Consider the following 21951-nt stretch of genomic DNA (forward strand, 5'->3'; position numbering starts at 1 on the left):
CCTTGCCTTCGATGCCTTAGAGCGCTTCTGCGCCGGCGATAATTTCGACGAGTTCGGTGGTAATCGCGGCCTGGCGGCTGCGGTTGTACTGTACGGTAAGCTTGTTGATCAGATCGCCGGCATTGCGCGTGGCATTGTCCATCGCGGTCATGGAAGCGCCCTGTTCGGATGCGGCGATTTCGATCAGTGCGCCGAAGATCTGCGTCTTCAGGTAACGCGGCAGCAGTTCTTCGAGGATCGCCTCCTCGCTCGGTTCATATTCGACAACTGCGCCCGATGCCGCATTGCTGGCAACGGCCGGGGCCGGCACCGGAATGATCTGCTGCACGGTCGGATCCTGCACCAGGGCCGAACGGAAGATCGGGTAGACCAGAAGCGCGACGTCGAACTGGCCGGCTTCGTATTTGGCGATGACTTCATCGGCAATTGCTTCGGCTTCGTCGAAGCCCGGCTGGCGCACGTTCGAGGTGTCAAACTGCGTGCCCACCTTGTCGGCAAAGGCGCGCTTGATCGGCGCGCGGCCCTTGCGGCCGACCAGATAGAATTCCACGTCCTTGCCGGCGTCGATCAGTTCGCGTGCCTTGGCGATTGCCGCACGCACGAGCACCGAGTTGAGGCCGCCGCACAGGCCCTTGTCCGTATTCACGACCACCAGCAGATGCCGCTGATCCGATCCGGTGCCGCGCAGCAGCAGCGGGCCATTGTTCTGGCCTGCCAGCTTGCCGGCCAGGCTGGCCATCACGCCTGCCAGCCGTTCGGCATAGGGGCGGGCAGCTTCGGCAGCGGCCTGCGCCTTACGCAGCTTGGCCGCAGCGACCATCTGCTTGGCCTTGGTGATCTTCTGGGTCGATTTGACCGAGTTGATGCGGCCTTTGAGTTCTTTAAGGCTAGCCATTGTCTCAAACGTTCCGAGTGAGGGCCAGACGGCCCGCAAGTCCTACAAATCCGACGCCCATGGCGCCTTCGAACCACCGCATTGCACGGCTCTGGCTGGCGCGCCGGCCAGCTCGGGTGGCAACCAGCATCAGCGCCACGCACCAGACGAAGCCCAGCACATAGACGATCCCGATCAGCAGCATGCCCTGCCAGGGCGCATCCGGGCCGGTGCCGACGAATTGCGGCAGGGCGGCCAGGAAGAACATCGCCAGCTTCGGGTTGAGCACGGTGCTAACGAAGCCCTGGGTGAAGGGCGATCCGCCCAGCCGCATGCGTGGCTGCGTTTCCCCGGCCGAGGGGCGCAGCGCGCCCCGCAGCATGGTGAAGCCGAGCCAGGCCAGATAGATCGCCCCGACGATCTTCACCGACAGGAACAGGCCCGGCACCGCATTGAGCACCGACAGGAAACCGAAACCGCACAGCGCCATGTAGAAGGCGCCGCCCAACAGGATGCCACCGATCGCCTGCATTCCCGCCTTCGTGCCGCTGCGTGCCGAATGACCGGCCACCAGCAAGGTGTCCGGCCCCGGCAACAGCACCAGTCCTGCCGCAAGGGCAGTCCAGGCCAGAAGGGTTTGCAGCGTCAGCATGCAGTCAGTTCAGTTCCGCTGCGATCAGGCAAACGTCTTGGCGAACGCGTCGAGCGCAGCCTTGGTCTTGCCCTTCACGCCATCGTCGAACGCCTTCGTGTCGCGGATTTCGGCGAGCACGTCAGCATGTTCGCTGCGGAAATAGGTCAGCATGGCTGCTTCATATTCCGTGACGCGGTTGGTCGGCACGGTGTCGAGATAGCCATTGGTGCCGGCGAAGATCGACACGGTCTGTTCTTCGAACGGCATCGGGCTGAACTGCGCCTGCTTGAGCAATTCGGTCAGGCGCGCACCACGGTTCAGCAGCTTCTGCGTCGCGGCGTCCAGGTCAGAACCGAACTGGGCGAAGGCCGCCATTTCGCGGTACTGGGCCAGTTCCAGCTTGATGGAGCCGGACACCTTCTTCATCGCCTTGGTCTGCGCGGCACCGCCGACGCGGCTGACCGACAGGCCGACGTTGATCGCCGGACGGATGCCCTGATAGAACAGGTTGGTTTCGAGGAAGATCTGGCCGTCGGTGATCGAAATCACGTTGGTCGGAATATAGGCCGACACGTCGCCCGCCTGGGTTTCGATGATCGGCAGGGCGGTCAGCGAACCGGCGCCATTGTCTTCGTTCATCTTCGCAGCGCGTTCCAGCAGGCGGCTGTGGAGATAGAACACGTCGCCCGGATAGGCTTCGCGGCCCGGCGGGCGGCGCAACAGCAGCGACATCTGACGATAGGCAACGGCCTGCTTGGAAAGATCGTCATACACGATCACGGCGTGCATGCCGTTGTCGCGGAAGAATTCACCCATGGCGCAGCCGGTATAGGGCGCCAGATACTGCAGCGGAGCCGGTTCCGAAGCGGTTGCGGCAACGACGATGGAATATTCCATGGCGCCGTTTTCTTCCAGCTGACGCACGATCTGCGCGACGGTCGAACGCTTCTGACCCACGGCGACATAGATGCAGTACAGCTTCTTGCCTTCGTCGGTGCCGGCGTTGGCTTCCTTCTGGTTGATGAAGGTGTCGATCGCGACGGCGGTCTTGCCTGTCTGACGGTCGCCGATGATCAGTTCGCGCTGGCCACGGCCAACCGGAACCAGGGCGTCGATCGCCTTCAAACCGGTCTGCACGGGTTCGTGCACCGACTTGCGCGGGATGATGCCCGGTGCCTTCACTTCGACGCGGCGGCGTTCGGCGTCCACGATCGGGCCCTTGCCGTCGATCGGATTGCCCAGAGCGTCAACCACGCGGCCCAGCAGGCCCTTGCCGACGGGAACGTCCACGATGGTGCCCGTCCGCTTGACGCTGTCGCCTTCGCGGATTTCGGCGTCGGAGCCGAAGATCACGACGCCGACATTGTCGGCTTCGAGGTTCAGCGCCATACCCTGAACGCCATTGGCGAATTCGACCATTTCACCGGCCTGGACCTTGTCCAGCCCGTAAATGCGCGCGATGCCGTCGCCGACGCTCAGCACCGAACCGACTTCGCTTACTTCAGCGTCATTGCCGAAATTGGCGATCTGGTCTTTGATGACCTTGGAGATTTCTGCGGCGCGGATATCCATTGGTTAGCCTTTCATCAGCCCTTCATGGCCAGGGCGAGCGAATTCAAACGGGTGCGGATCGAGCTGTCGATGCGCTTCGATCCGATGGTGACGACGAGCCCGCCAAGCAGGTCCGGGTCGACCCGGGACTTGAGCTTGACGGTGCGGCCTTCGCGGGCACGCAGTTTCTGCTCGAGGCCGGAAAGCTGTTCGTCGGTCAGCGGATGGGCGCTGACGACTTCCGCGGCAACTTCGCCCCGCTGCGCGGCAGCGATGGTGTGGAATGCGCGGATGATCGCCGGCAGTTCGGCTGCACGACGGTTTTGGGCCAGCACGCCCAGGAACTTGGTTGTCACGTCCGACAGACCGAAATTCGCGGCGAGCGCGGCCAGAACCTTGCCGATCTGGCTGCTGCCGATTTCCGGATTGCGGATCAGGCTGCGCAGATCTGCCGATTCGGCGAGGGCGGAATTGAAGGTGGCGAGATCGGCTTCGACGGCAGTCACCGTGCCAGCCTCGCTCGCGAGATCGAACAGGGCACTTGCGTACCGCCCTGCTAGGCTTGCCTGAATACCGGCGGAAAGCTCCACGCGCGATGTCCTCATTGAGTCCGTATGGACGGGTATTGCTGACCTGCCACAAAGGGGGCGCTGAATTCAGCACCCCGGCAGGATTGGCGGGCGCCTAGCATCGGGTCACGGGTGATGCAAGCCGGGGTGGGAAGGCGTCAGCCCCCGGTGGCCTTGCAGTTATAAACAAGCCTTTCATTCGGCCGTTCCGGCAACAGCGAACGGATCGCAGTTTGCCGCGCGCCAAGCTCTGCCGCAGCCTCGCCGCCGGCGTTGCAGGCGGGGGCCTGATATTCGCTACGGGCCTGCCGCGCGCGGGTCATGGATTCGCGGTTCAGCAGGAAACGTTCCACGCGATATTCGCCGCTTTCGGGATCGAATCGATTCACCGAAACCGATGCTTCATCATCCGGCACGAACACGCGCGACCATTCGCCGTCGGCCAGGCCATATTGCGTGCGCTTGTTCACGCAGCCGCTGTTGGTCCATTCGAACGGCAGGTCATCGGTGTTGGCCCCGGTCACGCGGCTGCGGTCGGCGTCGAGCACGCACATGAAACTGCCGGTGGTGCGCGGCTTGCCGCCTGCGCCTGTTGCGCCATCGGCGCTGGCATCGACTTCCGCCTTCATGTGTTCGAGCAGGCGGTCTTCGATCTGATCGAAACCAGGCCGCGCCAGCCAGGCCCAGCCGGCCCCGAACACGGCGACCAGCACGATGCTGCCGGCGATGGCGCGATTGCGCTGATGGCCGCGATCATGGGCCAGCCAGGCGGCGCCGCCCGCGGTAAAGGCGATGGCGATCAGCAGGAAAGCGATGGCGGCGCGGTTGTCGCGTTCGTTCAGCAGGGCAAATTCGATGTCCCGCCGGGCCAGGTCGGACCGCCGGGCGGTTTCTTCGGCGCTGGCCCGTTCGCGGGCCTGGCTGGCCTGCTGTTCGCGTTCGGTGCGCCGGGCTTCATCGGCATCCAGATCCGCCAGGCTGCGGCAGGGCATGCCGTTCACCTGCGGGGTGACATTGTTTTCACGCAGGAAATTCAGCAGTTCGCGCGTGGAAACGGCAAAGAAGAATTCGGCATCGGCGCCACCGGTTTCAGCCCCGAAACTGTTTACGCCAACCACCCGGCCGCAACTGTCCAGCAATGGGCCGCCGCTGTTGCCGCGCGCGATGGAGGCGGTGTGCAGCAGCGAATCGAATTCGCGGGTCGGCCGCCGGCCGGACAGGAAGCCGGTGCTCTTCACCGGCGGCTGCGCCCGAAACACGTCTGAGGTGGAAAGGCCCTGCGCCCGTTCCACATTCATTGGATAGCCGACTGCTGTGACGGCGCTGCTGTCATCGGGTTGCGCGCTCGCCAGCGTGAGCGGGGGCAGCTTCATCGGGGATGTGGTGGCCAGCAGGGCCAGGTCGGATCGGGGGGCGAAGGCGATGACCCGGGCATAGACGGCGTCGACGCCATCCGATGGCACGATTCCGATCGAAATCTCCGCGTCGTCGCGCGCTTCGGCGATGACATGGGCATTGGTGACGATCCGTTCGGGAGAGATGGCAAAGCCGGTCCCATGGGAGATCGGCACCATCTGCCCGCCCTCATTGGCGATCAGCACGATGCGGACCACGCCGCGCGTCGCCGCGTCGATATCCGCCGGGTCTGCCCCGGCAGGAACAGCCAGCAACAGCAGCGGCAGGGCCAGGATCAGCCGTGCCACTTTTGCGAAAGATGTTTTGCCCCAAGTCACGGGGCGCCTTTTCGCGCTGCTTTGCTTTGAGCGCAAGCGGCGGGACGCATGGATTGCGGGTCTGGGGCAGTGTTTTGGCAGAGACAGACAGGATGATGGCGATGCTGAATCACTTTTGCCCCGCAACGCGCTATAGCACCGATGACCTGCTTCCGGATCCGGGGGCGGAGTCTGACGGGAAGAGCGGGCCGGAACGCTGCATGCAGATCGATAGCGAAGAAGCCTGGGCGGCCGTCCAGCGGCGGGATCGCCACTATGACGGCCGGTTTGTGACCGGGGTGCTGAGCACCGGCATCTATTGCCGGCCATCCTGCGCCGCGCGTCATCCCCGGCGGGACAATGTGCGCTTCTTCGCCGATGGCGCCAGCGCCGCGAAAGCCGGATTGCGCCCCTGCCGGCGCTGCCTGCCCGATGATGTCAGCCGGGACAGCGCCGCGGTTGAACAAGCGATCGCGGCCATCAAGCTGGCCGAAAGCAGCCCCTCGCTGGCGGATCTGGCCGATCTGACCGGTTATTCCCCCGGCCATTTTCAGCGGTTGTTTACTCGCGCCACCGGCCTTTCGCCTGCCGCCTATGCCCGCGCCCTGCGTGAAGAACGGGCGCGTGATGCACTAAGCGACGAAGGCAATGTCACGGCGGCGATCTATGACGCCGGGTTTTCCGGCCCGTCGCGCTTTTACCAATCGATGGAAGGAAAACTGGGCATGGCACCATCGGCATGGGTCCGCGGGGGTGAAGGCGTGGCGATCGACTGGGCGGTGGTGGAAACCACGCTCGGCCCCATGCTGGTCGCGGCGACGGCCAAGGGCGTGTGTCGGCTGTCCTTCAACGAAGGGGTGGAAGCGCTGCAACAACGGTTCCCCCAGGCGGAACTGCGCCAGGGGAGCGCGCAATTCGCAAAATTGCTGCAGCAGGTGGTCGACGCGGTGGAGCAACCCGGACAGGCGCAGCATATTCCGCTGGATGTGCAAGGCACCGCGTTCCAGCAGAAAGTGTGGCAGGAACTGCGCCGCATTCCGGCGGGCGAAACCCGATCCTATGCCGAAATCGCCGCCGCCGTCGGCAGCCCGAAAGCGGTACGCGCCGCCGGCAGCGCCAATGGCGCAAACAATGTCGCGGTGCTGATCCCGTGCCACCGTGTGGTGCGCAGCGACGGCTCTCTGGGTGGCTATGCCTATGGGCTGGAAATCAAGCGCGCGCTGCTCGACAAGGAACGCGATGACCGATCCGACACTCCCCCCGCCGGCTGAACCCGCCACCGCAAACCGCCGACAGCCGGGCATCATCCGTCGGGTGGTCGATTTCCCGTTGGTGCTGATCGTGCTGGGGCTGGTCGCGATCATCCTTGCGGTCATGCTGGTGGGCATGATCGTCAATGGCCTGCTCGCCACCAGCCACCCGCTGGGCGTGCTGATCGCCAATTGCGCGGTCGCCGCGGCCATTCCCTTCGTCTGGCGTGATTTCAAACGCTGGGTCGAACGTGTGCCGCATCGCGATTTTTCCCGCAGCGGGGCCGCCATGGAACTCGGCGGCGGGCTGATGCTGGGGGCGGGTCTGTTTGCTCTCGCCGCCGGACTGGTGATCCTGGTCGGCGACTATCAGATCAGCGGCATCCGTGCCCCGGCCGATACCCAATGGGCGGAACTGCTGGGCATGGCGATCATGTCGGGCGTGCTGGAAGAAACGCTGTTTCGGGCGCTGATCTTCCATCAGCTGGAACGGCTGGCGGGCAGCTGGTTTGCTTTGGCGGTAACCTCTTTGTTGTTCGGCCTGGCGCATCTGACCAATGACGGCGCCACGCTGTCGGCGGCGGCCGCGCTGGTGGTTGAGGCGGGGGTCTTGCTGGGGGCGGCCTATATGCTGACCGGGCGGCTATGGCTGGCCATCGGCATCCATACCGCGTGGAATTTCACGCAAGGCTGGGTTTTCAGCATTCCGGTATCGGGCGGCGAACCGCCGATCGGCCTGTTCATCAGCCGCAGCACCGGGCCGGACTGGCTGAGCGGTGGCGCCTTCGGGCTGGAGGCATCGCTGGTGGCGCTGGGCGTTTCGACCGTTGCGGGCCTAACCCTGCTGCGACTGGCGGTGCGGCGCGGGCGGATCGTGCCCTTCGGCTGGTTGCCCGGTTCTGCTCAGACGAAGCTGTAGGGATCGATATCCACGCTGACCCGCACGCCTTGCGGGAAATTCAGCGCACCCAGCCAGTCGCGGATTACCTGCTGCACCTCGGCGCTGCGGCGCGCATTCATCAGCAGGCGATAGCGATAACGACCACGCAGCAGCGACAGCGGCGCGGGTGCCGGGCCCAGGATCGCCACATCGGGCAGGCTGGGGCGCGTCGCACCTATCCGATTGGCCGCCTCGCGCGCTTCGTTTTCATCCTCGCTCGAAATGATGATCGCGGCCCAGCGGCCGAAGGGCGGAGCCCCGGCATGGCGCCGCGCCTCGGTCTCTGCGCTGTAGAAGGCGTCACGATCCCCGGCGGCAAGCGCGGCGATCACCGGCGCATCGGGGTGGCGCGTCTGGATCAGCACCTCGCCCGGCTTGGCCCCGCGACCGGCCCGGCCGGCCACCTGCGCCACCTGCTGATAGGTGCGCTCCGCCGCGCGCAGATCGCCGCCTTCCAGGCTGAGATCGGCATCGACCACCCCCACCAGCGTCAGTTCGGGGAAGTGAAATCCCTTGGTCACCAGCTGGGTGCCGACGATCACATCGATCTCGCCCGCTTCGGCCTGGGCAACGAATTCGGCGGCCTTTTCCGGCGTGTTGAGCGTGTCCGATGTCGCCACCACCACTCGCGCATCGGGCAGGATTTCGGCCACTTCGTCGGCGATCCGCTCCACCCCGGGGCCGCAGGCGACCATGCAGTCGCCTTCGCCGCAATCGGGGCAGGCCGGCGGCGGCTTGGTCTCATGGCCGCAATGATGACAGGCCAGCCGCTGCGACAATCGGTGTTCGACCAGCCAGGCGCTGCAATTGGGGCATTTGAAGCGATAGCCGCAATGGCGGCACAGCGTCAGCGGCGCATAGCCCCGGCGGTTGAGGAACAGCAGCGATTGTTCGCCCCGCTCCATCCGCGCGAACAGCGCCTTTACCAGCGTCGGCGCCAGCCAGCGGCCGCGTTCAGGCTTTTCCTCGGTCAGATTGACGGTGGCGATCGATGGCAGCGTGGCCCCGCCATATCTGCCCGGCAGCACCAGCCGGGTGTAGATCCCGCTTTCGGCCATCTGCAGGCTTTCCAGTGCCGGGGTGGCGCTGGCCAGGACCACGACGATCTTTTCGAACCGCGCGCGCATCACCGCCACATCGCGCGCGTTGTAACGCACGCCATCATCCTGTTTGAAGCTGATCTCATGCGCTTCATCGACGACGATCAGCCCCAGCCGCGCATAGGGCAGGAACAGCGCCGATCGCGCGCCCACCACCACCTGCGCGTCCCCGGCGGCGATCGCGCGCCAGGCACGGCGGCGCTCGGTCGATTTCTGCGCGCTGTGCCACACGATCGGCGCCACGCCGAACCGCTCCTCGAACCGGCGTAGAAACGCCTCGGTCAGGGCGATTTCGGGCAGCAGCACCAGCACCTGCCGCCCATGATCGAGCGCATGGGCAACGGCTTCGAAATAGGTCTCGGTCTTGCCCGATCCGGTTACCCCATCCAGCAGGAAGGGGGCAAAGCGATCCTCTTCCATCGCTGCGATGAAGCGGTCGGCTACACCCTGCTGATCGGCCGAGAGATCGGGCGGGGCGAAGCTGGCGCTGGCGCGGGGGTAGGGGCGATCGCAATCGACCTGCACCGGTTCCAGCACCCCCTGTTGCAGCAGCCCCCGCAGCACGGCCTCGCTGACATCGGCCATTCCGGCCAGTTCGCGCATGGTCGCCTGTTCGCCCTCCAGCGCAGCAATCGCCTGTTCGCGGCGCGGGGTCATGCGTTCGGGCATGCCGCCGGACAGCCGATATTCAGTAACGGTGGAGGGGCCCTTCAACGCGCCGCCGCTCGACAGCACCATGCGCGCCACCGCCGCCATCGGGGCGCAATAATACTCCGCCGTCCATTCGATCAGCCGCCGCAACTGGGGCCGCAGCGGCGGCACCGGCAGCACGCCCAGCAGCGGGCGCAGCTTGGCATCGGGAACCGATTGCGCGGGCAGGCGATCCTCTTCCCAGACGATGCCGACAATCTGCCGGGGCCCCAGCGGTGCGACGACCACGCTGCCGGGCTCCACTGTCATGCCATCCGGCACGCGATAATCGAGCGGACCGAGCGCGGCGTTGAATATGATAAGTCGGACGCGGTTCATGGATGGGCCCTATATGGGCAATGGGCAATCGCCGGGGCAAGGACCACGCGCGCGATTGCAGAGGAAAGGATTTGCCGATGACTGCCAACAGCCTGCTTCTCAACGATGTAGCCGCCGAACCGGCCGTGCACCGCCGTGACTTTCTGGTCGGTGCGCTGGCCGCCGGTGGCGCGCTGGCGCTGCCCGGCTGTACCAGCATGGGCGGCTTCAGCCTGACCGAGGCGATCCGGCGCATGCTGGTGCTCTCGAGCGAGCGGGCCTTTGTGCGGCTGACGGCCGATGGCGGGTTCTGGGACGAATCGGTGCGGCAACTGGGCCTGTCATCCTATCTGGGCGCGCGCGGCGATGTGCTGGGCAGCATCCTGACCTCCGCGCTGTTCAAATCGCGCATGGAAGGCGTGGTGGCCGATATCGCGGTCGATGCTTCCTATCGCGCGGCCCCGATCGTGACGGAGGCGGTTCGTTCTATCGGGGTCAGCAATGCCCTGGCGCTGGTGCGCGGCGGGCCGACGGCGGCCACCAGCTTCTTGCGGCAGGAAATGGGCATGGCGCTGGTCAATGCCATGGTACCGGGCATGGGTGACGCGCTGCGGCTGGCGCAGGATCCGCTGATGGCGCAATTGCTGGCCGGGCTGACCGGGGTGGATACCGCCGGGCTGGTCAACAATTTCGCCGGCCGGGTGAATGATGCGATCTGGCAGGAAATCGGGCGGGAGGAATCGGCCATTCGCGCCAATCCCGCCGCTACGCGCGATCCCGTGCTGATCAGCGTGTTCGGGGCGTCCGGCGCGCTGTAGGAAAGGCGCCGCCTGACCGCGCATGCTTGGCTCTGGCGGGGTTCGGTGCATATAGGGGGCAATTGCAAACACATTGCACCGGAGCATTCGGTAGTACCTTGGCAAGTGAGACCCCCCTTGATCGTTTCCGGCTGGCGCTTACCGGCGCCGCACGGGCCATTGCGCGTGAACCGGAACTGGAACTGCACTGGACGGCCGATGCCCCGGCCCTGCAGGGCAATGCGCTGCGCGTGCCGATGCCGGGGCGTTCGCTGCCGGCCGAACAGGCGGGCGAGGCACGGGGATTTGCTGACAGCTTTGCCCTCCGCCTGCGGCACCATAACGAGGGGCTGCACCGGCGCGGTGCCCCCACGGAACCTTCGGCACGCGCCTGTTATGATGCGATCGAACAGGTCCGTTACGAGGCGATCGGCGAAAATGATTACGCCGGGATGCGCGCCAATCTGAAGACGGCAACCGAACTGCGCATGCGGGCGGACCCGATCACCCGCGCCACGCGCTCGGAAGAGGTGCCGATGCCCTCCGCCCTGGCGCTGATGCTGCGCGAACAGCTGACCGGCCAGCCGATCCCGCTGGCGGCGCAGGCTGGCGTCGAAATGGTCCGCGAATTCATCGAAAGCCGCAGTGGAGATGATTTCGAACAGCTGGCGGCTTCGCTGCATGATCAGCGCGCTTTTCAGGCGCTCTCGCTCGATCTGTTGCGCCATCTGGAACTGGTCCAGAGCGAAGAAATCGACAAGCCAGGTGAAGATGAACCGGGTGAAGACCACCCCGGCGGTGACGAGGAAGAGGGCACCGACGAAGAGCAGAACAGCGGGGAGGAAACCCGCCAGGAACCTGTCGCGGGCGAACAGGGAGAAGGCGAAAGCGACGAAGACCAGTCGCAGGAAACCGAATCCGAAACAGAAATGACCGAAGGCGATCCGGGGGACGAGGGGGAAGAGGGCATGATGCCCGTGCGCCCCAACCGGCCCTGGACAGATCTGCCCGAAAGCTTTGCCTACAACAGCTTCACGGAGGAATTCGACGAGGTCGTCGAGGCGCAGGAACTGTGCGATTACGAGGAACTCGATCGCCTGCGCGCCTATCTCGACAGCCAGCTGACCGGGCTGCAGGGCGTCGTCACCCGTCTGGCCAATCGCTTGCAGCGCCGCCTGATGGCACAGCAGAACCGCAGCTGGGATTTCGACCAGGAAGAAGGGCTGCTGGATGCCGCGCGGCTGGCGCGCGTGGTGATCAGCCCCGGCCATTCGCTCAGCTACAAGCGCGAACAGGAACAGGAATTCAAGGATACCGTCGTCACCCTGCTGATCGACAATTCCGGTTCCATGCGCGGCCGGCCGATCTCGATCGCCGCGATCAGCGCCGACATCATGGCCCGCACGCTGGAACGCTGCGGAGTGAAGGTCGAAATCCTGGGCTTCACCACCCGTGCCTGGAAGGGCGGGCAGAGCCGGGAAAAATGGCTCGGCACGGGCAAGCCGGCCCAGCCGGGGCGGCTCAACGATCTGCGTCACATCATCTACAAGAAAGCCGACGAACCCATGCGCCGGGCGCGCAAGAACCTCGGCCTGATGATGCGCGAAGGACTGCTGAAGGAAAACATCGACGGCGAAGCCCTGCTGTGGGCCCATTCCCGTCTGCTCGCCCGGCCGGAAGACCGGCGGATCCTGATGGTGATTTCCGACGGCGCACCGGTCGATGATTCCACCCTGAGCGTCAACAGCGCCGGCTATCTCGAACAGCATCTGCGCAAGGTGATCGACTGGATCGAGAAGCAGTCACCGGTGCAACTGGTGGCGATCGGGATCGGCCATGACGTGACCCGCTATTACAAGCGGGCAGTGACGATCATGGATGTCGAGCAGCTGGGCGGGACGATCATCGAACAGCTGGCAGGATTGTTCGAGGTGGATTGATTGTGCCTGGAGCGCCACAGCGCGACGCTCCAGGAAATTGGTCATGCTCATTGCGTCCGCAAATCAGTCGGCCTTGGCTTCCGCGACCGATTCATTGTGCGCGCTGGCTTCCACTTCGGCTGTCTTCTGTTCGACCTTGTCGCCCAGTTCATCCGTCGCTGCCAACGCGTCGTCGGCCACTTCGCCGGCCTTGGCAGCGGCTGTGTCGGCTGCGCTGCCGATGGCGTTGGCGGCTTCGGCGGCATTGGCTTCGATATCCTGTCCGGCAGATTCTGCGGCGGCAGAGGCCTGCTGTTCGGTTTGTTCGGAACAGGCGCCCAGCGCCAGGGCGATCGGGGCCATCAGCACCATGCTCAGCTGTTTACGCATCGTCTTCCCTTTCGGACATTGTGGATCACCTGCCCCGAACGCAAGCCGAGGCGTTTGGTTTCCTGCCCTCCGACAGCGGTCATCGGTCAGAAGCGGTGGGTCACGCCAACCAGACCCATCGGACGCCAGCGATGCTTCACCATCGGGCTGTCGGCCGCCTTGTCGAACAATTGCGTCATCCCGGCCATCCCGACCAGGCTGAGCCGGCCGGACAGGCGATAATTGGCGGTCATGCTGGCGGTCATGTCCCGGAAACCGGCGGAGGTGTGGAATTCATCCAGACCAGATGCCTGCGCCTCCGCGGCGGTGATCCCGAAGTAACGGTCCATCGCCTTGTCGCTGGCCCAGCTGGTCGAAACCGAGGGGATCAGCATCAGCCGCTCGCCCGACCGGATCGGATAGGACAGCGACAGATCGGCCACCGTGCCGGCGGTGCCGCCCAGGCTGCGCGTGGCGCTTATGCCGGCCGATATGCCGGCCAGCCGGGCAGAAGCAAACAGACGCGCCCCGGCTGCGTCGGCCAGCGTATCCAGCCCATCGGGCAAATCACCCCGGCGATAGCCGCGCACGAAGGTGACGCTGGCGCCCGTCTTCAGATCGGGCGTGTCGATCACATGCACGCCCACGCCATTGTTCATTCCCGCAAAGAAGCGGCCGATCTGCACATCGATGATCGGCGCGGGCAGCACGCGGTAATCATCAGATCCCTGATAGCCGGGGGCGGCAATTACCCCGACCCCCAGGGTAACCCGATCGCTGTCCTGCGCCTGGGCACTGGTGGCACCGCAGGCCAGCAGAGCAGCGCCGGCAAGGGTGGCTTGGCGCAAGATTGCAGCGGGTCCGGGCATGGGGCATCCTGTCTGAGGTGATAAACGACACTAATGAGTTTCCTTATTCGCCGCGCTTGAAAAGGCAACTCGCAAGTTTACTTGTGGCCGATCCATGACCTGCACCGGGAAGGAGGGAAGCATGACCGAGCAGCGCCGCACTGGCCGCCCGACCCTGGCCGAGGCAGAGGCGATCCGGGATCGCGTGTTGGATGGCGCGTTGCAGCAGTTCAGCGAGAAGGGCTCTGCCGCCTCGATGGACGACATTGCCGCCGCCTGCGGGGTGAGCAAGCTGACGATCTATCGCCGCTTCGCCAGCAAGGAAGCGCTGTTGATCGCCGTGATCGATCGCAGCCTGGAACAGAATGCCGCGCGGTTTACCGCCTCGGCAGAAGATGGCCGGGCGCCGATGGACTGGCTCAAAGCCATGGCTCGGGCGAAATTCGATGAGGCCAACACAATGCGCGGCGCGCGCATGTTTCGGCTGGTGATGGAGGAGATCGTCAGCAACCCGGCCTTGGGCGATCGGGTGGAGGATTGGGACAGGGCGATCAATCAGCCGATGGCCGCCGCCATCCGCGCGGCGCAGGCCAGCGGAGAGATCATCGATGGGGACGCAGACGCGCTGGCGAACATGCTGCGCGATCTGCTGGATGGGCTGGCCAAGCGGATCCGTTTCCTGGACGTGCCCCCGCCGGATCAGGCGGAGGCGGACGCCTTCTTCGACCAGCGCTGGGCCTTTTTCGAACGGGCGGTGCAGCCGCGCTGATTACAGCCGGTCGAATTCCGCCTGAATCTGCGCCCGATCGGTCACGCCATTGCCGATCAGCAATTGCAGCAGGATCCGGCTCTTGGCCGGGTTCAGCCCGCGCGCAGCAATGAAGCCGGCGGCATCGTCATCCACCTCCACATTGCGATCGACCAACCCGTCCCATACGCGGGTGGAACGGACCACGGGCAGGCCGGCCGCCGCCGCCTGCGCCAGCGCCTCCAGCATGGCGGCGGGCGCATTGCCCTGGCCCATGCCGGCCAGCACGATCCCCTGCGCCCCGCGGGTGGTCATGCCCGCCACATCGGCCCCATCCATGCCCGCGCCGGCCAGCAGCAGCGCCACGCGCGGCAGTTCGGCGGGCAGGGCATAGGCCGCACCATCGCCCGTCCGATCGGGCAGGCCGAACCAGTCGACCGCCACCGGGCTGACCGCGCCCAGCGCGCCATGCGGGAAGCCGTCAAACGCCTCCGCGCCCTGGGTGGCCCGCTTGCGCGCATCGCGGGCGGCGAAGATCTTGTCCCCCATCACCAGCAGCACGCCACGCCCCACCGCGCCCGGATCGCGCGCGAGTTGCAGCGCATTGGCCAGATTGCGCATGCCATCGGCGCCCAGCGCATCAGCCGGGCGCATCGCGCCGACCAGCACCACCGGCTTGCCGGCGGGCAGCGTCAGATCGAGCAGCAGCGCCGTCTCTTCCGCCGTGTCGGTGCCATGGGTGATCACCACCCCGGCCACCTGCGGATCAGCCAGCGCGGCCAGGCATTCATCATGCAGTGTGCGCCATTGCGGCAGGCCGATATCCTGCGATCCGATGCTGGCGACATCGCGCCCCTCCACATCGTCGCCCAGGCCCAGGCTCCGCGCCTCCGCCAGCAAATCCGCCACGCCGATCTGCCCGGCGCGGTAGCCGGCGGCAGAGGTTGCCCGCCCGGCAATGGTGCCGCCTGTGGCGAGGATGCGGATACGACCGGAGGTGGGGTTCTGGGGGGAGGGTGCATTCATGTCCCCGCGCATACACCGCCATGGCCACCCACGCCATGTCCCCTGCTTGACTCCGTTTGCTCGGCTGCATATCTGACCGACAGAGGCCACGTCCTCACCCGCTTGCCCACCCATGGGTCTGTCGGAGATCATGTCCGGGACGGCCCGGCAAACCGCTCAAGAGGTTTGTCATGCCCTGGATCTATCTCGTCATCGCCGGCGTTCTCGAAGTCGTGTGGGCTTACACGATGAAGCAATCGCAAGGCTTCACGCGGGTCATCCCCAGCGTCATCACCATCATCACAATGGTGGCCAGTTTTGCCCTGCTGTCTCTGTCGATGAAGTCGCTGCCGCTCGGCACCGCCTATACCATCTGGACGGGTATCGGCGCCGTGGGTGCCTTTACCGTGGGGATTGTGTTACTGGGTGAAACCGTCAGCATCATGCGCATCGGCGCGGCGGTGCTGATCGTCAGTGGCCTGCTGCTGATGAAGCTGTCTTCGCCGGGCTGATCCAGCCCTTCACGGCGCGCCGTTTTCCGGGCTCCTCAGCGGGACCCCTGTGCGTGCCTTCCTTCGCTGCCCTGCGCATGGCGCGCCCTATCTGCAGCGACAATCCCCGTGGAGCTTCGTCTCCGCCCACTGAATGGCACCGCCACAGGCGGGCCTGTGTCCGGGGAAACCCGGCAAGACCAGGGAGTATGATCATGTCGCCCACCATCCCCGCAATCACCCCCGTTGCACTATTGGGGGCCGCGGCCCCGTTCGCGCAGTCCGGCCTCGACCTGGCCCAGACCGATCTGGCCCAATGGCTGCCGATCCTGATCTTCCTCGGCATTGCCGTGCTGCTGTCCGCCGGCTTCGTGTTCGCCCCCATCGTCGCCTCGCGCTTCACTGGCGCGCACCGCCCGGGTGACGAAAAGCTGAGCGAATATGAATGCGGCTTCCCTGCGTTCGAGGCACCGCGCCGCGCCTTCGACGTGCGGTTCTATCTGGTCGCAATCCTGTTCATCATCTTCGATCTGGAGGTGGCGTTCCTCTTCCCATGGGCGGTGACGGTGTTCGATCTGGGCTGGCAGGCCTGGGGCGGAATGATCGTGTTCCTCACCGTCCTGACCGTGGGTTTCCTCTACGAATGGAAAAAGGGCGCGCTGGAATGGGAATAGGCCGCCCGTCCCGCCGCCGGAACCAGCCGTGCGTCGATCCATTTGTTGGGTGAAGCGCCCGCCCGGCGCCCCGCATGCAGCGGTGGAGCCGGCGGCGGGCGCCATGAGGCAAGGATCGGATATCATGGGTAAAGCCGCCACGATCGAGAAAATTCCTGCAGACCGCGAACGCGCTGCCAAGGAAAGGGGCATCGCCGCCGCCCGCGCGATCGCGCCCGATCTGCCGGTCCGCATCGGCAGCACGCCAAAGACCAAATTTCGCGGCGATCCGGACATTTTCGGGCGGCTGGTCGAAGATCACGATCGCCACCGGGCCCTGCTGTCCATGATCGAACAGACCCACGGCAAATCGCCGGAGCGGGAGGCGCTGTTCACCGAACTGGTGCATGAACTCAAGGCGCATGCCGCGGCGGAGGAACAGGCACTGTGGTCCAGCGTGCTGCGCAATCCCGATACCACCGATTTTGCCCGCCATGCCGTGGCAGAACACAAGGAACTGGATGATCTGATGGCCGATCTGGCCGCGCGCGACATGGCGTCGCCCGGCTGGCTGCGCCGTTTCGCGGCGCTGAAAGACGATTATCTCCACCATATCGGGGAGGAGGAACAGGAACAGTTCGTCGCGGCGGAAGCGGCGCTGAGCGAAGCCGATGCCCGTTACATGATGGACGTGTTCGAACGCCGCAAGAAGGCGGAAAAGGCAGAGGCAACAATCGAAAAGAAAATCAGTCACAAGCACTGATGGCCCAGGGTGCGGCCGGGCACCCAGCATCTGGCGGAAGACCCCGGCGAATCAGTGCCTTCCGCCACGATGCGGCCAGCCAATCGAGTATTTGTGTATCGATTGTGTATCGGTGGGCCGTGCATCACCTGCGACGTGCCGAGTAAATCCATGAAGTTGCACGGCTTTGTGTAACTGCAAATTTACAAGTTGCATTTGCGCATTGGACGCGCATTTTCCCGCCCGGATGATCCGGCGTGACAGGCCGTTCTCCTTATCTTGCAATGGACGGAATTGGTGCCTGGGCGTGGGAACCCGGGCGTGATCGCAGGGGTTGCGCGCAATGTTCATGTTGACGATTTGTGAGTTCTTCGGCCACCGGGTGAACCGCCGCCGGGTCTGGCACGATGGCCTGAACTACCGATCCCGCTGCAAGCGCTGCCGCCATGATTTGCTGAGGCAACAATCTGGCTGGGCGCTGTACGATCCGGCCGCCCATGCGGATGAGCGGCGAGGGGCGGAGGCCTAGATTCGGCCTAATTTCTTTGCTGGCTGGACGGCTTGCAGTTTCGATCCGGTAAATGTGGCTTGCTCAATCGCAAAGCGCTAGCCTAACGCGCTGCCTGGCACATTAAGCGGGGCAAATCAGACGATGCGTTTTCATTCGCTAGAGGGTTTGCGCGCTTGGATGGCATGGTGGGTCGTTCTCGGCCATGCCGTATTTTTGGTTGGGCTGGACAAGATTTCAAGCAAACCGCTCAGCATCGCCTCCAACCTGATTCAGCAGACCGGAGTGGCTGTGGGGGTGTTCATAATCCTGAGTGGCTTTGTCATTGCCCACCTCTTGGAAACTAAGCGGGAGGCTTATCCGGCCTACATTGTTCGGCGCTTTTTCCGGATCTATCCGATCTTCCTGTTCTGCCTGATGATCGCAATCGCGATTTCTCCGCTGTATCTGGACGCGTATACTGCCCACGAATGGGTAAGCGGTCGGCCGGAGCGGATTGCGCGAATTGCCGATGAGAACGAGCATTTCGGAACACATCTCGTTCTACATTTATCGATGCTCCACGGTATCCCGCCTGAAGAATGGCTTCAATTTGCATCAAGCAGCTTTCTGTCGCCAGCATGGAGCCTGTCGCTCGAATGGCAATTCTATCTGCTGGCGCCGGCGATCCTGATGATGTTCCGCCGCGCCACCCCGCCAATGGTGCTGATAATGGCCGCAGTCTTCGCAGCGATGTCCATCGGTCTGAGGGCGTCAGACCTCAACTGGCACTATGATTCCTTCATCCTGCTTGCGATGCCGCTGTTTGTGATCGGTATTGCGTCTCGCATGTCGCTCAATGAAGGTTTAACGCGTGCGCAAGGAATGATGCTGATTGCAGCTTGCGCACTGTCAGCCATGGCATATGCTCGAGCGGTCCCCGGTTTGTGGCTGATCTTTCCGATCTGGGGTTTCTTCTATTATCTCGTTCGGATCGAACAGGGCCTGAGCGCGGCTCCGTCAAATAAGGCTTTTGGAATACTGCGGTGGATGGGCACCAATAAGGTCGTTTCGTGGATGGGGGCGCAATCCTATTCGACCTACCTGATCCACATCCCGTTGTTTTCAATTTTCGTCGGCGGGGCGGGCCTGATGCTCGGGGAGGCGTTCACTCAGGCTCAGGCTATCATTGCTGTTCTATTGGCGATCGTCGCGACAATCCCGGTTTCGGCAGCGCTCTACAATTGGGTGGAGTTGCCTTTCAATAAACGAGGAAGCGCTTTTGCGCGCAGATTGTCGGGTCAGGCACCTGTGGACGCATAATTACCTAGAACGCATAATAGCATCATGCGCTCTGATGGCATCGATTTTGGCAGCGCATTCCTCAAACCCAGCTTTCCATCGCCCTCGGCTGATCACCATGTCGGCTGTGGTGGCAAGCGGTACATCCTGCACCACGCAAGGCGCCATCAAGCCGGCCGGAATGCCGCGATAGGCGGATGGCGGGGCAGATGTGATCTCATTGCCGTCCGAGCAGCCGGCGCAGATCAGCAGGAATAGGGCGGGCGAGATAGTCCTTAACCTCGGCATTGGTAGCCTCCAATTGTTCCAGTTGCAGCGCGGCGGCCGCATTCTGGCGCTGGATCAGGGCCAGCTTGTCCTGCAGCAGCAGCACATTGTCCTGTTCCAGCGCCCGCAACCGCTCTACGTCACGGGCATGGGCTGCCCATTGGCCATTGGCTTTCAGCAGGCCATCGATGCGCGATGCCTGCGCCGTGATCCGTTCCCCCTGCAGCCGGATATAGAGCCAGGCCACCGAGGTGGCGCCCACGCCGCAGACGGCGAGCACCCCCACCAGCGCGAACAGCTGTGATCGATAGGGGGTCAGGGCGTTGATCAGCCAGTTCATGGCACCTCTCCCTGTTCGCTGGTGCGCGTGGTTTCCATGTGTCGATCGGGGACCGCCTTCAGCTTGATCCCCAGCTTCTGATAAACCAGTCGTTCCAACAGCCGGATGGAGACAGATGCCCCCAGCCAACCAAAGATCCCGACCACAAATCCGGACCACAGCGGATCGAACCCCATAGCCCGGCACAGCAGCATCACCAGGAAGCCGACAAAGCCGGATGACAGAGCCTCCGTCACGGCGCGCCAGCCGGACAGTGGATTGCCCTTGTCATGCTCCCGCATGACATAGCCGAGCAGGCCGCCAACGGCGGCGAGCAATGTATAGCCGGCGGACGTAAGCCATTCCGACAGAGAGAAATGTTCCATCACGCCCTCGTGCAGCCCCAGCCGCCGGCACGGACGGCAGATTGAAATTTCATCGCGTGGTCAGCGATCAGATCGGCACGATCGGTGCCATTGATGATCCTCCGCGCGTTCACGAACTGCCGATGCATCCCTTCGGGGCCGGGCAGATAGCTGGCCAGTTTCCTGCCTGTGAAGGCGCCGGTTTCCATCCCCTTGACCAATATGGCGGTGGCGAGAGCAGGATCGAGCGCCAGATCGAAATCGCGCAGCAGGGCCCCGTTCAGGCCAAGCGCCCTGTCTGCCCATTCGTAATTGGCATCCCAGGTCAATTGCACCAGCCCCCGGCCATATTGGGCATCGGCATATTTGCCAGGCCTGCCATAGGGCTTGCCTGCGCCTTTGCCCCATTCGGCGATCGGCTTCAGCCGCGCCTCATGCCAGGCGGTTGCAAATCCATAGGCCAACCACCCGACCGGCCAGTGTGACGCGGCGAAAAGCAGTCGGTTGATGGTATCCACCTGCACCTGGTCGAGCGATCCGGTGATTTTACGGATGTCGGCGAAGAACGCATCGGGAAAAATCATGGCGCGTTTCCCTGCCTTTTTGTCTGTGAAGAATTGAGCGAGCGCTGCTCTGATGCTCGCTCATGCGCTCCTTCGATTGGTACTTCGTCAGGCATAAATGCCGTCGGTCATCATTTTTAATCGCCAAGCCCAGTCGCTGGTGAGCACGTCCGAAAAGTTTCGGCCACTTACGCGAAGATTCTCAACTCCTCCCGCGTAAAGCTTCCAGCGGGACGCGGCTCCTGAAGTCGCAAAGGTAGTGTAATTTGTGCGGAAGCCGATCACGCCTTCGCGCGTGCTGAAGTTGTTAGTTGCATTGCCCGAACCAGTTATGGCGTGTGATGCAACAGCGCCTGTATCGCCGTTATCGTAGCGCAATTGCAAGTGGACACCGGCAGCATCACGCCATCCTGCTAACTGGCAGAATTTTCCGAATGCTGCAGAAGGAACCGTAATATCCAAAGTATCGCGCGCACTTGTGGAAACCGGTCGGTGCATTCGGATCAGCTTGCTTGTGGTTCCTGTCATTGCGCTAATCGAGGCCATGGAGGGGTCGGCATACATACCGTTGGGGCTATCGAAATGGAAAAATGGGAGGATATTCCCGGACGGGTTCCAGTTTTCCTCAGTTGGAAGCCTGAGATAAAGTACGATCCCGAAATGTTGATTTTCGGTGCCGCTGCCCCAAATACTGGTGGTAACGTCAGTGGGGATGTTCAGGGAATTATTAGCACCAGTGATCGTGCCAAAATCCCACCCGTTTTCTTCGTATTTTATAGTTCCTGTCGACAACTGCCAAATAGCAGTCCGCCCTTGCGCAAGGTCGTTAACTTGGGTTCCAGTGACTGGATCAACCTGATTCGGCTGTGAATTGATGTGGGCTCCGTCGAACCAAAATTCGACCCCTCCGTTGTGCCAGATCGGCTCGTTTGCGAAGCGGGTTCGGCTGCGGTCAATCGTCACGGTTCCAGTGGTCGCGACGTTCTCAACTATGGTGCGAAGTGCGCTGGGCATTGTTTCAGCTCCTGTGAGTTAGGGCGTTACGAATGGCTTGGCGATAGACAGCACCGCCTGCATCATTCGGGTGAAGCAGATCGGCTGTAATCAGTTCGCGATCGGTCCCGCCGAAGCCGTAATCGGCATAAGCGGTGCCGAAGAGAGGCTGCATGTCGAGCAAGGCAATGTTTTTCGCCAGAGCGACCGCTTTTGCTCGCTTTGTGAATTCGGCCATCCGAAGAGGAAATGTTGCAGGGTCTCGGCCATTTTCCGGAGCGCACACCCACAAAATATCTGCTCCGCGAGAAGCTACTCGACCTACCTCGTCAATCCACGCCAACATTGACTTTTCGTATGAAGCATAAGCCAAGTTGTAAGTTTGGTCATTGGTGCCAATTGGCACAATAAAGGTTCGGATGTTTCCCAACCTTGCCATGGCTGC

The 21951-nt window shown here is 63.5% G+C and carries 24 protein-coding genes; 9 read left to right on the forward strand and 15 right to left on the reverse strand.

Translation table 11 applies throughout. The annotated features are described in order from the left end of the window. Nucleotides 1-16 precede the first annotated feature (16 nt). From GRI97_RS10455 to GRI97_RS10475, 5 genes are all read right to left on the reverse strand, one after another. Nucleotides 17-895, reverse strand: coding sequence for a F0F1 ATP synthase subunit gamma (locus GRI97_RS10455; protein ID WP_161391132.1), 879 nt, complete (start codon nucleotides 893-895; stop codon nucleotides 17-19). Nucleotides 896-899: 4 nt separating this feature from the next. Beyond that, on the reverse strand, nucleotides 900-1526 hold the full coding sequence (locus GRI97_RS10460; RefSeq protein ID WP_161391133.1) for a LysE family translocator: 627 nt from the start codon (nucleotides 1524-1526) through the stop codon (nucleotides 900-902). Between the two features lie 24 nt (nucleotides 1527-1550). Continuing rightward, the gene (atpA, locus tag GRI97_RS10465; RefSeq protein WP_161391134.1) at nucleotides 1551-3080 is read right to left on the reverse strand and encodes a F0F1 ATP synthase subunit alpha; all 1530 of its coding nucleotides are present in this window, start codon (nucleotides 3078-3080) and stop codon (nucleotides 1551-1553) included. Nucleotides 3081-3094: 14 nt separating this feature from the next. After that, nucleotides 3095-3649 (reverse strand): F0F1 ATP synthase subunit delta, encoded by a 555-nt coding sequence (locus tag GRI97_RS10470; protein WP_161391135.1) that lies wholly within the window; start codon nucleotides 3647-3649, stop codon nucleotides 3095-3097. Nucleotides 3650-3786: 137 nt separating this feature from the next. Further along, entirely contained in the window at nucleotides 3787-5331 is a 1545-nt protein-coding gene (locus GRI97_RS10475; RefSeq protein WP_328598536.1) for a S1C family serine protease, read from the reverse strand. A 230-nt stretch (nucleotides 5332-5561) separates the two neighbouring features. Between GRI97_RS10475 and ada the strand changes: the two genes are divergently transcribed. Next, a complete protein-coding gene (gene ada, locus GRI97_RS10480; RefSeq protein WP_161391137.1) occupies nucleotides 5562-6611 on the forward strand; it encodes a bifunctional DNA-binding transcriptional regulator/O6-methylguanine-DNA methyltransferase Ada in 1050 nt (349 codons plus the stop codon). Beyond that, nucleotides 6580-7509: a CPBP family intramembrane glutamic endopeptidase gene (locus GRI97_RS10485; RefSeq protein ID WP_161391138.1), complete on the forward strand. Its 930-nt coding sequence runs from the start codon at nucleotides 6580-6582 to the stop codon at nucleotides 7507-7509. The genes ada and GRI97_RS10485 overlap by 32 nt, the downstream gene beginning before the upstream one ends. On the opposite strand, the gene GRI97_RS10490 is transcribed toward GRI97_RS10485, so the two are convergent. Further along, nucleotides 7494-9659: a primosomal protein N' gene (locus tag GRI97_RS10490; protein ID WP_161391139.1), complete on the reverse strand. Its 2166-nt coding sequence runs from the start codon at nucleotides 9657-9659 to the stop codon at nucleotides 7494-7496. The two genes, GRI97_RS10485 and GRI97_RS10490, sit on opposite strands and share 16 nt — an antisense overlap. Before the next feature lie 77 nt (nucleotides 9660-9736). Here GRI97_RS10490 and GRI97_RS10495 point away from each other — a divergent pair, with 77 nt between their 5' ends. Both GRI97_RS10495 and cobT read left to right on the forward strand, forming a co-directional pair. Next, nucleotides 9737-10456, forward strand: coding sequence for a DUF4197 domain-containing protein (locus GRI97_RS10495; RefSeq protein WP_161391140.1), 720 nt, complete (start codon nucleotides 9737-9739; stop codon nucleotides 10454-10456). A 98-nt stretch (nucleotides 10457-10554) separates the two neighbouring features. Next, the gene (gene cobT / locus GRI97_RS10500) at nucleotides 10555-12375 is read left to right on the forward strand and encodes a cobaltochelatase subunit CobT (RefSeq protein WP_161391141.1); all 1821 of its coding nucleotides are present in this window, start codon (nucleotides 10555-10557) and stop codon (nucleotides 12373-12375) included. Nucleotides 12376-12438: 63 nt separating this feature from the next. Here cobT and GRI97_RS10505 read toward each other — a convergent pair whose 3' ends face one another. Next, nucleotides 12439-12744, reverse strand: a complete 306-nt coding sequence (locus tag GRI97_RS10505; protein ID WP_161391142.1) for a hypothetical protein — start codon at nucleotides 12742-12744, stop codon at nucleotides 12439-12441. An 86-nt stretch (nucleotides 12745-12830) separates the two neighbouring features. Beyond that, nucleotides 12831-13592, reverse strand: a complete 762-nt coding sequence (locus GRI97_RS10510; RefSeq protein ID WP_161391143.1) for a MipA/OmpV family protein — start codon at nucleotides 13590-13592, stop codon at nucleotides 12831-12833. A gap of 121 nt (nucleotides 13593-13713) precedes the next feature. On the opposite strand from GRI97_RS10510, the gene GRI97_RS10515 reads away from it, so the two are divergent. Continuing rightward, nucleotides 13714-14340, forward strand: a complete 627-nt coding sequence (locus GRI97_RS10515) for a TetR/AcrR family transcriptional regulator (RefSeq protein ID WP_161391144.1) — start codon at nucleotides 13714-13716, stop codon at nucleotides 14338-14340. Here the strand turns inward: GRI97_RS10515 and GRI97_RS10520 are convergent, their stop codons facing one another. Next, nucleotides 14341-15345: an asparaginase gene (locus GRI97_RS10520; RefSeq protein WP_161391145.1), complete on the reverse strand. Its 1005-nt coding sequence runs from the start codon at nucleotides 15343-15345 to the stop codon at nucleotides 14341-14343. Nucleotides 15346-15515: 170 nt separating this feature from the next. Here GRI97_RS10520 and GRI97_RS10525 point away from each other — a divergent pair, with 170 nt between their 5' ends. From GRI97_RS10525 to GRI97_RS10540, 4 genes are all read left to right on the forward strand, one after another. Continuing rightward, the gene (locus tag GRI97_RS10525; RefSeq protein WP_161391146.1) at nucleotides 15516-15836 is read left to right on the forward strand and encodes a DMT family transporter; all 321 of its coding nucleotides are present in this window, start codon (nucleotides 15516-15518) and stop codon (nucleotides 15834-15836) included. 194 nt (nucleotides 15837-16030) lie between these two features. Further along, nucleotides 16031-16489 carry an NADH-quinone oxidoreductase subunit A gene (gene ndhC / locus GRI97_RS10530; protein WP_161391147.1) on the forward strand — a complete coding sequence of 153 codons (459 nt, stop codon included), beginning with the start codon at nucleotides 16031-16033 and terminating at the stop codon, nucleotides 16487-16489. 124 nt (nucleotides 16490-16613) lie between these two features. Next, complete coding sequence (locus GRI97_RS10535) at nucleotides 16614-17231, forward strand: hemerythrin domain-containing protein (protein WP_161391148.1); 618 nt, start codon at nucleotides 16614-16616, stop codon at nucleotides 17229-17231. Nucleotides 17232-17862: 631 nt separating this feature from the next. Further along, nucleotides 17863-19020, forward strand: coding sequence for an acyltransferase family protein (locus GRI97_RS10540; protein WP_268891186.1), 1158 nt, complete (start codon nucleotides 17863-17865; stop codon nucleotides 19018-19020). On the opposite strand, the gene lysC is transcribed toward GRI97_RS10540, so the two are convergent. The 6 genes from lysC to GRI97_RS10565 all read right to left on the reverse strand — a co-directional run bounded on the left by lysC (nucleotide 19021) and on the right by GRI97_RS10565 (nucleotide 21945). Next, nucleotides 19021-19329 (reverse strand): Rz1-like lysis system protein LysC, encoded by a 309-nt coding sequence (gene lysC / locus GRI97_RS19005; RefSeq protein WP_456236741.1) that lies wholly within the window; start codon nucleotides 19327-19329, stop codon nucleotides 19021-19023. It lies immediately after the preceding gene. Then, a complete protein-coding gene (locus tag GRI97_RS10545) occupies nucleotides 19217-19606 on the reverse strand; it encodes a hypothetical protein (RefSeq protein ID WP_161391150.1) in 390 nt (129 codons plus the stop codon). Before GRI97_RS10545 ends, lysC begins: the two co-directional genes overlap by 113 nt. Next, on the reverse strand, nucleotides 19603-19971 hold the full coding sequence (locus GRI97_RS10550; protein WP_161391151.1) for a phage holin family protein: 369 nt from the start codon (nucleotides 19969-19971) through the stop codon (nucleotides 19603-19605). Before GRI97_RS10550 ends, GRI97_RS10545 begins: the two co-directional genes overlap by 4 nt. Further along, a complete protein-coding gene (locus tag GRI97_RS10555) occupies nucleotides 19971-20534 on the reverse strand; it encodes a lysozyme family protein (protein ID WP_161391152.1) in 564 nt (187 codons plus the stop codon). Before GRI97_RS10555 ends, GRI97_RS10550 begins: the two co-directional genes overlap by 1 nt. A gap of 87 nt (nucleotides 20535-20621) precedes the next feature. After that, entirely contained in the window at nucleotides 20622-21527 is a 906-nt protein-coding gene (locus GRI97_RS10560; RefSeq protein WP_161391153.1) for a hypothetical protein, read from the reverse strand. A gap of 4 nt (nucleotides 21528-21531) precedes the next feature. Next, nucleotides 21532-21945 carry an SGNH/GDSL hydrolase family protein gene (locus GRI97_RS10565; protein ID WP_161391154.1) on the reverse strand — a complete coding sequence of 138 codons (414 nt, stop codon included), beginning with the start codon at nucleotides 21943-21945 and terminating at the stop codon, nucleotides 21532-21534. Nucleotides 21946-21951: the final 6 nt, after the last annotated feature.

It is taken from the genome of Croceibacterium xixiisoli, assembly GCF_009827305.1.
In the GTDB taxonomy this organism is placed as follows: Bacteria; Pseudomonadota; Alphaproteobacteria; order Sphingomonadales; family Sphingomonadaceae; genus Croceibacterium_C; species Croceibacterium_C xixiisoli.

Coding starts and splice junctions, on each gene's coding strand:
- GRI97_RS10455 (WP_161391132.1), bottom strand. CDS start 895: ATGGCTAGCCTTAAAGAACTCAAAGGCCGCATCAACTCGGTCAAATCG.
- GRI97_RS10460 (WP_161391133.1), bottom strand. CDS start 1,526: ATGCTGACGCTGCAAACCCTTCTGGCCTGGACTGCCCTTGCGGCAGGA.
- atpA (WP_161391134.1), bottom strand. CDS start 3,080: ATGGATATCCGCGCCGCAGAAATCTCCAAGGTCATCAAAGACCAGATC.
- ada (WP_161391137.1), top strand. CDS start 5,562: ATGCAGATCGATAGCGAAGAAGCCTGGGCGGCCGTCCAGCGGCGGGAT.
- GRI97_RS10485 (WP_161391138.1), top strand. CDS start 6,580: ATGACCGATCCGACACTCCCCCCGCCGGCTGAACCCGCCACCGCAAAC.
- GRI97_RS10490 (WP_161391139.1), bottom strand. CDS start 9,659: ATGAACCGCGTCCGACTTATCATATTCAACGCCGCGCTCGGTCCGCTC.
- GRI97_RS10495 (WP_161391140.1), top strand. CDS start 9,737: ATGACTGCCAACAGCCTGCTTCTCAACGATGTAGCCGCCGAACCGGCC.
- GRI97_RS10505 (WP_161391142.1), bottom strand. CDS start 12,744: ATGCGTAAACAGCTGAGCATGGTGCTGATGGCCCCGATCGCCCTGGCG.
- GRI97_RS10510 (WP_161391143.1), bottom strand. CDS start 13,592: ATGCCCGGACCCGCTGCAATCTTGCGCCAAGCCACCCTTGCCGGCGCT.
- GRI97_RS10515 (WP_161391144.1), top strand. CDS start 13,714: ATGACCGAGCAGCGCCGCACTGGCCGCCCGACCCTGGCCGAGGCAGAG.
- GRI97_RS10520 (WP_161391145.1), bottom strand. CDS start 15,345: ATGAATGCACCCTCCCCCCAGAACCCCACCTCCGGTCGTATCCGCATC.
- GRI97_RS10525 (WP_161391146.1), top strand. CDS start 15,516: ATGCCCTGGATCTATCTCGTCATCGCCGGCGTTCTCGAAGTCGTGTGG.
- ndhC (WP_161391147.1), top strand. CDS start 16,031: ATGTCGCCCACCATCCCCGCAATCACCCCCGTTGCACTATTGGGGGCC.
- GRI97_RS10535 (WP_161391148.1), top strand. CDS start 16,614: ATGGGTAAAGCCGCCACGATCGAGAAAATTCCTGCAGACCGCGAACGC.
- GRI97_RS10540 (WP_268891186.1), top strand. CDS start 17,863: ATGCGTTTTCATTCGCTAGAGGGTTTGCGCGCTTGGATGGCATGGTGG.
- lysC (WP_456236741.1), bottom strand. CDS start 19,329: ATGCGGCCGCCGCGCTGCAACTGGAACAATTGGAGGCTACCAATGCCG.
- GRI97_RS10545 (WP_161391150.1), bottom strand. CDS start 19,606: ATGAACTGGCTGATCAACGCCCTGACCCCCTATCGATCACAGCTGTTC.
- GRI97_RS10550 (WP_161391151.1), bottom strand. CDS start 19,971: ATGGAACATTTCTCTCTGTCGGAATGGCTTACGTCCGCCGGCTATACA.
- GRI97_RS10555 (WP_161391152.1), bottom strand. CDS start 20,534: ATGATTTTTCCCGATGCGTTCTTCGCCGACATCCGTAAAATCACCGGA.
- GRI97_RS10560 (WP_161391153.1), bottom strand. CDS start 21,527: ATGCCCAGCGCACTTCGCACCATAGTTGAGAACGTCGCGACCACTGGA.
- GRI97_RS10565 (WP_161391154.1), bottom strand. CDS start 21,945: ATGGCAAGGTTGGGAAACATCCGAACCTTTATTGTGCCAATTGGCACC.